6 protein-coding genes, 1 tRNA gene and 2 rRNA genes are annotated in these 7,913 nt (G+C 54.3%); 4 read left to right on the top strand and 5 right to left on the bottom strand.

The features are described 5' to 3' along the window. The 3 genes from rrf (AC6CWS_RS18350) to rrf (AC6CWS_RS18340) all read left to right on the top strand — a co-directional run. Positions 1–103: ribosomal RNA gene (gene rrf, locus AC6CWS_RS18350) — 5S ribosomal RNA — on the top strand; the annotation flags it as partial. Positions 104–117: 14 nt separating this feature from the next. Next, positions 118–193, top strand: a tRNA-Thr gene (locus tag AC6CWS_RS18345). Positions 194–231: 38 nt separating this feature from the next. Beyond that, positions 232–347: ribosomal RNA gene (gene rrf, locus AC6CWS_RS18340) — 5S ribosomal RNA — on the top strand. 220 nt (positions 348–567) lie between these two features. On the opposite strand, the gene AC6CWS_RS18335 is transcribed toward rrf (AC6CWS_RS18340), so the two are convergent. From AC6CWS_RS18335 to AC6CWS_RS18325, 3 genes are all read right to left on the bottom strand, one after another. Continuing rightward, positions 568–789, bottom strand: a complete 222-nt coding sequence (locus AC6CWS_RS18335; protein WP_004206262.1) for a putative periplasmic lipoprotein — start codon at positions 787–789, stop codon at positions 568–570. Between the two features lie 292 nt (positions 790–1,081). Beyond that, positions 1,082–4,192, bottom strand: a complete 3,111-nt coding sequence (locus AC6CWS_RS18330; protein ID WP_023291164.1) for an efflux RND transporter permease subunit — start codon at positions 4,190–4,192, stop codon at positions 1,082–1,084. Between the two features lie 12 nt (positions 4,193–4,204). Continuing rightward, positions 4,205–5,344 carry an efflux RND transporter periplasmic adaptor subunit gene (locus tag AC6CWS_RS18325; RefSeq protein ID WP_065882599.1) on the bottom strand — a complete coding sequence of 380 codons (1,140 nt, stop codon included), beginning with the start codon at positions 5,342–5,344 and terminating at the stop codon, positions 4,205–4,207. A 376-nt stretch (positions 5,345–5,720) separates the two neighbouring features. Here AC6CWS_RS18325 and envR point away from each other — a divergent pair, with 376 nt between their 5' ends. Next, positions 5,721–6,374 (top strand): acrEF/envCD operon transcriptional regulator, encoded by a 654-nt coding sequence (gene envR, locus AC6CWS_RS18320; protein WP_023291162.1) that lies wholly within the window; start codon positions 5,721–5,723, stop codon positions 6,372–6,374. A gap of 84 nt (positions 6,375–6,458) precedes the next feature. On the opposite strand, the gene fis is transcribed toward envR, so the two are convergent. Together fis and dusB are read right to left on the bottom strand one after the other, a co-directional pair. Further along, complete coding sequence (gene fis, locus AC6CWS_RS18315) at positions 6,459–6,755, bottom strand: DNA-binding transcriptional regulator Fis (protein WP_000462905.1); 297 nt, start codon at positions 6,753–6,755, stop codon at positions 6,459–6,461. A 24-nt stretch (positions 6,756–6,779) separates the two neighbouring features. Continuing rightward, positions 6,780–7,745 carry a tRNA dihydrouridine synthase DusB gene (gene dusB, locus AC6CWS_RS18310; RefSeq protein ID WP_004144972.1) on the bottom strand — a complete coding sequence of 322 codons (966 nt, stop codon included), beginning with the start codon at positions 7,743–7,745 and terminating at the stop codon, positions 6,780–6,782. Positions 7,746–7,913 lie beyond the last annotated feature (168 nt).

Below are 7,913 nucleotides of genomic sequence, written 5' to 3'. Positions count from 1 at the left end.
GCGCGGTGGTCCCACCTGACCCCATGCCGAACTCAGAAGTGAAACGCCGTAGCGCCGATGGTAGTGTGGGGTCTCCCCATGTGAGAGTAGGGAACTGCCAGGCATCAAATTTAGCGTGCTGATATGGCTCAGTTGGTAGAGCGCACCCTTGGTAAGGGTGAGGTCCCCAGTTCGACTCTGGGTATCAGCACCACTTTTTAGGTTAAAGTTCGGCACGTTGTAAAGAATTTGCCTGGCGACAATAGCGCGGCGGTCCCACCTGACCCCATGCCGAACTCAGAAGTGAAACGTCGTAGCGCCGATGGTAGTGTGGGGTCTCCCCATGTGAGAGTAGGGAATCGCCAGGCATCAAATAAAGCAGAAGGCCCAGTCGAAAGACTGGGCCTTCTGCTTTTGTGTTATCTGTCGATAAGCAGTCCTGCCGCCAGGGGGAAACCCGTCAAAGCCGATTTGCGCGTAATGCAGCAAGGGACAGTGAGTTTGTTTGTTCGGTTGTCATGTGGATGATGCGCAGAAGAGCAGATACAGGTTCGACGCTAGCCCCTGTATCTGCTGGTCGGGGGAGAATTAGCGGGTCAGCGCGACGATCCCTAACGTGAGGCCGGCTACCGCGGCGGCGCCCCCAGCGATCGCGCCTGCGGTGTCCCAGTTGTCTTCTGTTGTGCCTTTCATACAGGTATTGGTGTGGACTAAGCGGCCTTGCGAGTCATACACCGGCACGCAGGGAGAGTCATGGGCACAGCCTGCCAGCAGAGAGGCCAGCAGCGCCACGATTAAATACTTTTTCATGATATTACCTCTGGATAATCCGCAGGGTTGTACTGAGAGCCAGTGCAGAACGGAATGGCTTATTTTATCACCGCGGATTGTCCGGCCCGGATGCCGAAATCATCTCAATATATGAGCCACGTAAATATCGTGAAGATAAGCAGGGGAATATGCAGAAAAGATGGAGAGAACGATCGTATCCCATCGCTGCCGCGCGCGATAGCGGTTGTCAGATAGCGGTAAGCTGTAGTGGTTGCTCATATACCAGGCGAAAAAAAAGCGCCCGCAGGGGCGCTTTTAATACCAGGCCGGGTTATTCAGCGTGCCGGGTAAAACGTCGTCTGACGACCACAAAGAAGACCGGAACAAAGAAGATCGCCAGCAGTGTCGCGGTTAGCATCCCGCCCATGACGCCGGTACCCACCGCATTCTGCGCCCCGCTGCCGGCACCATGGCTAATCACCAGCGGCATGACCCCGAGAATAAAAGCCAGAGAGGTCATCAGAATGGGTCGCAGGCGCATCCGCGATGCCTCCAGGGTTGCTTCAATGATCCCTTTCCCTTCTTTCTCCATCAGATCCTTGGCGAATTCGACGATCAGGATCGCGTTCTTCGCCGACAAACCGATCGTGGTCAGAAGGCCTACCTGGAAGTAAACGTCATTATTCAGCCCACGCAGCGTGGCGGCTAACAGCGCGCCGATCACACCCAGCGGAACCACTAGCATGACTGAGAACGGAATCGACCAGCTCTCATACAGCGCCGCCAGGCACAGGAAGACGACAATCAGCGAGATGGCATAGAGCGCGGGAGCCTGGTTGCCGGAAAGGCGTTCCTGGTAAGACATCCCGGTCCAGTCGTAACCAATACCGCTCGGCAGTTTACTGGCCAGCGCTTCCATCAGCGCCATGGCTTCCCCGGTACTCTTGCCCGGCGAGGCTTCACCGAGGATCTCCATGGAGGGTAAACCGTTGTAGCGTTCCAGACGCGGCGAGCCATATATCCAGCGCGAAGTGACGAAGGCGGAGAACGGAACCATTTCGCCATTGGCGCTACGAACATACATATTGTTAATGTCGCTCGGCAGCATACGGAAATGGGCATCAGCCTGGACGTACACTTTCTTGACGCGACCACGGTCAATAAAGTCATTGACGTAGTACCCGCCCAGCGCAGCGGATATCGTTTCATTGATATCGGAGAGCGATACGCCCAGCGCCTGCGCTTTTTCCTGGTCGACATCCAGTTTGAACTGCGGCGTATCTTCCAGCCCATTAGGCCGTACCCGTACCAGCTGATCCGGATGCTGTTTCACCATGCCCAGCAGTTGATTGCGCGCCTGCGTCAGGGCAGTATGGCCTAGCCCGCCCTGGTCGATCAGCTCAAAGTCGAAGCCGGTGGCGGTACCCAGCTCAATAATGGCAGGCATGTTGAACGGGAAAACCATGGCGTCTTTGATCTGGCTGAAGGCCACGGTGGCTCGCTTGATGATGGACTCCACGCTGTTTTTATCACCGCTGCGTGCTTCCCATGGTTTCAGGCTGACAAACGCCATGCCGGAGTTTTGTCCCTGGCCGCTGAAGCTGAAGCCGTTAACGGTAAAGACGCTTTCGACGTTAGCCTTCTCGTTATGCAGATAGTAGTCGGTCACGGTATCCAGCACTTTCTGTGTCCGCTCCTGGGTAGCGCCGGAAGGCAGCTGGATCATGGTCAGGAAGACCCCCTGGTCTTCATCGGGTAGAAAGGATGTCGGAAGACGCATAAACAGCACGGCCATTCCCACGACGATCAGCAGATAGATCACCAGGTAACGGCCAGTTCCACGCAAAATACCGCTGACGCTGTTGGTGTAGTGGTTAACGCTCTGGTCAAAACGGGCGTTAAACCAGCCGAAAAATCCTTTTTTCTCATGGTGTTCAGCTGAGGCTGGCTTCAACAACGTGGCGCAAAGCGCTGGCGTCAGCACCAGGGCAACCAGTACGGAGAGCGCCATGGCGGAAACGATGGTGATCGAAAACTGGCGATAAATCGCGCCGGTGGAACCGCCGAAGAAGGCCATCGGCACGAATACCGCAGAGAGCACCATGGCGATACCCACCAGCGCCCCCTGGATCTGCGACATCGATTTTTCGGTCGCTTCTTTTGGCGAGAGCTTCTCCTCAACCATCACACGTTCGACGTTTTCCACCACCACAATGGCGTCATCGACCAGCAGACCTATCGCCAGCACCATACCAAACATCGTCAGGGTGTTGATGGAGTAGCCAAACATCGACAGTACCGCGAAGGTACCCAACAGCACGACGGGCACGGCAATGGTCGGAATGAGCGTAGCGCGCATGTTCTGCAGGAACAGATACATGACAAGGAAGACGAGAATAATCGCTTCAAAGAGCGTTTTGACCACTTCGTGAATAGAGATTTTGACGAAAGGGGTCGTATCGTACGGATAGACCACCTTCATTCCCTGGGGGAAGTAAGGCTGCAGTTCGGCCAGCTTCGCTTTAATCGCGGTGGCAGTATCCAGCGCGTTGGCGCCGGTCGCGAGCTTAATACCCAGACCAGAAGCGGGCTTACCGTTAATTCTGGCGACGACATTGTAGTTCTCACCGCCCAGCTCAACGCGGGCGACATCTTTCAAATGGACGACAGAACCATCGGCATTGACCCGCAGCGTGACCTTGCCAAACTCCTGCGGATCTTTAAGCCGCGTCTGGGCAATGATCGACGCGTTCAACTGCTGGCCTTTCAGCGCTGGCGTACCGCCCAGCTGGCCGGCGGCAATCTGATCGTTCTGAACCTGTAGCGCATTGATGACGTCCACCGGCGTCAGGTTGTATTTGTTCAGCAGGTTGCCATCCAGCCAGATGCGCATGGCGTACTGCGCGCCGAACAGCTGTACATCGCCCACACCGTTGAGTCTGCTGATGGGATCTTTAACATTAGAGGCGACATAGTCGGAAATATCATCCTGGGTGGTGACCGGGTTATCAGAGATAAAGCCGGCCACCAGCAGGAAGCTGCTGCTGGACTTCTCTACGCTAATTCCCTGCTGCTGGACTTCCTGAGGCAGCAGCGGGGTGGCCAGCTGCAGTTTGTTTTGCACCTGCACCTGGGCGATATCCGGATCGGTGCCGGACTTAAAGGTAAGCGTGATGGTTACTGAGCCGGCGGAATCGCTGGTCGATGACATATACATCAGGTTGTCGATACCGTTCATGTTCTGCTCAATAACCTGAGTGACCGTGTCCTGCACGGTCTGAGCATCCGCACCGGGATAGGTGGCGGAGATCGCCACCGCAGGGGGCGCAATCGTCGGATACTGCGCTATCGGCAGCTGGAGAATGGCCAGACCGCCGGCAATCATCATGATGATGGCCAGCACCCAGGCAAAGACCGGTCGATGGATAAAAAACTTAGACATGGCTGGGTATCCTTATTGCGCGACCGGTGCCGCACGCTCCACTTCTGCTTTAACGGTGACGCCCGGACGGACTTTCTGTAAGCCGCTGACAATCACCTTATCGCCCGGCTTCAGCCCGCTGGTGATAAGCCACTTATCGCCCACGGCCTGGGAAGCCACCACTTGACGGGTCTCAACCTGATTTTTGTCATTCACCAGCATGACGGAGGCATCGCCCCGCGGCGTTCGAGTCACCCCCTGCTGCGGCACCAGGATGGCCTGCGGATCGGTGCCTTCATCGATGCGGGCGCGGACGAACATCCCCGGCAGCAGGACATGCTGCGGGTTAGGGAAGATAGCGCGCAGGGTAATTGAACCTGTACTTTCATCGACAGTGACGTCGGAGAACTGCAGCGAACCCTTAAGCGGATAGGCCTGGCCGTTCTCCATCAGCAGTTCAACGCTTTTGGTGTCGCCGCCGCGTTGCAGGCTTTCCTGCTTAAGGCGCATGAAGTCATTGCTGGATTCCGTCACGTCGACGTAGATCGGATCGAGCTGCTGGACGGTGGCCAGGGCATCCGACTGACCGTTGGTAACCAATGCCCCCTCGGTGACGCTCGATTTACCGATGCGTCCGCTAATGGGAGAGGTCACTTTGGTGTAGGCCAGGTTGATGCGGGCGCTTTCCACGGAGGCTTTGGTTGCGATGACGTCGGCATCGGCCTGGCGGGCGGTGGCTACCGCCTGATCGTATTCCTGTTGACTGATATACTGGGTACCCAGCAGCGGAACGTAGCGTTTCACCGTCAAGTGGGCGATGGCGGCTGCGGCTTCGGCTTTTGCCTCATCGCCCTTGGCGCTGTTCCACGCCGCCTGGTAGGTTGCCGAATCGATCTGATAGAGCGACTGGCCTGCTTCGACATCGCTTCCTTCAACAAAGTTACGCTTCAGGATAATACCGCTTACCTGAGGGCGGACTTCCGCCACGCGAAAAGCTGAAGTTCGCCCTGGCAGTTCGGTGGTGACCGACAGCGGCGCGCTGTTCACGACATGGACCGTCACCTGCGGCGCCTGGGCATGGGGTTGCGGATTGTCCGAATTATCGCAGCCGGTAAGCAATAAGGCCGAGATAATTAAACCGGATAAAAGTGTCACTCTGGCGTGAGTAGTCATGGCGGTTCCTTATAGATTACGTGCCAAATTCGGCGGCGAATCTGTGAAAGAAAGAGGGAATTAAAAAGCAGTTTGCCATCCTACAAATAAACGCCGCTGGATGTAAGGGATAGTTATTTTGGGACAATCAGCAAGGCACGCAAAAACAAAAAAGCGCGCAGCCTTTTTATTCTGTTTACCTTAATTGTAAATCTTAATAAATAGACATCAATTCCGTGAATGAGTTATTTATTAATATTGATTTGGGTAATTTATTTGACGATGGCGTCAGAATTAACTTGTCTGCATTTTTGCTAAAAAATATTCCATGACAAATGTTAGGTTAAGCGATCTTCAGAAAATCCTAAATATCCTGTCCGGCGGGAAGGGGGCTTGTATGGCAAGAAAAACGAAAGAAGAGGCGCTACGCACGCGGCAGCTCCTGATTGAGTCCGCGATCCAGCAGTTCGCTCTGCGGGGGGTGACCAACACGACCCTGACGGATATTGCTGATGCGGCGGGAGTGACCCGCGGCGCCGTCTACTGGCATTTTGCCAGTAAGACCGAGCTGTTTAATGAAATGTGGCAGCAGCAGCCACCGCTCAGGGATTTGATTCAGCATAGCCTCGCAACAGAGAATGAACAGGAGCCTTTAAATGCATTGCGCGAGCGGTTTATTACCGGGCTCCGCTATATTGCTGCGAATCCTCGCCAGCGCGCGCTGATGCAAATTCTTTATCAGCGCTGCGAGTTTGCCAATGATATGCTTTCGGAAAATGAAATTCGCCAGCGCATTGGCTTTAATTATTCGCTCATCGGCGGCATGCTGCAGTGCTGTGTGCGTAACAATATATTGCCAGCCGAAACAAATATTGAAGTGATATTAATTGTTTTACACAGCGCCTTTTCCGGACTAATTAAAAACTGGCTGCTCGATCCGCAACGCGTCGATCTTTATCAGCAGGCGCCTGCGCTGGTGGATAATATTATGGCGGTAGTCTGTGCTGCTCGTGTATCGGAGACGCCGGTACTGCGGGCGGTGAATCAGTAATGTGTCCCGCTGCCGCAGGTAATAAAAAAGGCGCTTCCCCATGCCGAAGAGCGCCTTTTATATCAAGCAAGCAACTGACTAGTATCAGTTCATGCCGTATTTTTTCAGTTTTTTACGCAGCGTACCGCGGTTGATGCCCATCATCAGGGCAGCGCGGGTCTGGTTACCACGGGTGTATTGCATCACCATGTCCAACAGGGGCTGTTCAACTTCAGCCAGTACCAGCTCATACAGGTCATTCACATCCTGACCGTTCAGTTGAGCAAAATAGTTCTTCAGTGCCTGTTTAACCGAGTCACGCAGGGGCTTTTGAGTTACCTGATCCTGAGAGTTAACGGTAGAAACGGTCAGTACGTCAGAATTTACGCGTTGTTCGAACATAGTTCTGTCAGCTCTTTATTTCTATTACGCAAAATTTTCGAAGTATGCCTCCAACGCCTCCAGCTGTTCGCTGGCATCCTCAATGGCGTTGAATGTGCGCCGAAACTGGTCATCTGGAGCATGTTCCTGAAGATACCAGGAGACGTGTTTACGCGCGATTCGGTACCCTTTTGCCTGACCATAAAAGTCATGCAATTCCCGAACGTGCGCACAAAGCAAGCGCTTGACCTCTGCCAGCGGCAGCGGGGGCAGCAGCTCTCCAGTGTCCAGATAATGCTGGATTTCCCGAAAGATCCAGGGTCTTCCCTGAGCTGCACGGCCTATCATCAGGGCATCAGCCCCTGTATAGTCGAGCACAGCTCTGGCTTTAAGCGGGTCAGTAATGTCGCCATTCGCGATAATCGGAATGGAAACTTTCTGCTTAACTGCCCGAATACTGTCGTACTCAGCGTCTCCGTTAAACAAGCAGGCGCGGGTGCGTCCGTGAATAGTCAGAGCCTGAATGCCACACTCTTCGGCCAGTTGGGCAATCTCTACGCAGTTACGGTGTTCCGGTTCCCAACCGGTGCGAATCTTGAGAGTCACAGGAACGTCCACCGCATTCACGACCGCCGTCAGGATCGACTTCACCTGGTCGGGGTACTGCAAGAGGGCTGAACCTGCAAGCTTGCGATTCACCTTTTTCGCCGGGCATCCCATATTGATATCAATAATCTGGGCGCCGCTTTCCACGTTAATCCGCGCGGCGGCAGCCATCTCTTCCGGCACGCTACCGGCGATTTGCACGGTACGAATACCGGGCTCATCAATATGCACCATCCGTAAACGGGACTTGTCGCTCTCCCACACCTGTGGGTTAGAGGACATCATCTCGGAAACGGTTAAACCCGCTCCCATCTCGTAGCACAGCGTCCGGAATGGTCTGTCTGTAATGCCAGCCATGGGCGCTGCGATCAGGCGATTTCTGAGCTGGTGGTGTCCGATGCGCATGAGTTAAGAAATGACCATACTGTGACTGCAAGGCGGCGTATATTACGCATTTTTTGCACGAGATGAAAGGCCAAACTTTGAGCAATCCTCTGTTGCAGATCAATGAATCCGGGACTAACGTAAAAGGAATGAATAAATACTTATATTAATCATTGATTTAATGGCTGA

Source organism: Klebsiella sp. M041 (assembly GCF_059759695.1).
Note: the sequence above shows the minus strand (reverse complement) of the source record. Positions and strands in the feature narration are given on the sequence as shown.

What these genes read in the sequence shown, in the direction of transcription:
- AC6CWS_RS18335 (WP_004206262.1), bottom strand. Translation starts at nt 789, where the DNA reads ATGAAAAAGTATTTAATCGTGGCGCTGCTGGCCTCTCTGCTGGCAGGC.
- AC6CWS_RS18330 (WP_023291164.1), bottom strand. Translation starts at nt 4,192, where the DNA reads ATGTCTAAGTTTTTTATCCATCGACCGGTCTTTGCCTGGGTGCTGGCC.
- AC6CWS_RS18325 (WP_065882599.1), bottom strand. Translation starts at nt 5,344, where the DNA reads ATGACTACTCACGCCAGAGTGACACTTTTATCCGGTTTAATTATCTCG.
- envR (WP_023291162.1), top strand. Translation starts at nt 5,721, where the DNA reads ATGGCAAGAAAAACGAAAGAAGAGGCGCTACGCACGCGGCAGCTCCTG.
- fis (WP_000462905.1), bottom strand. Translation starts at nt 6,755, where the DNA reads ATGTTCGAACAACGCGTAAATTCTGACGTACTGACCGTTTCTACCGTT.
- dusB (WP_004144972.1), bottom strand. Translation starts at nt 7,745, where the DNA reads ATGCGCATCGGACACCACCAGCTCAGAAATCGCCTGATCGCAGCGCCC.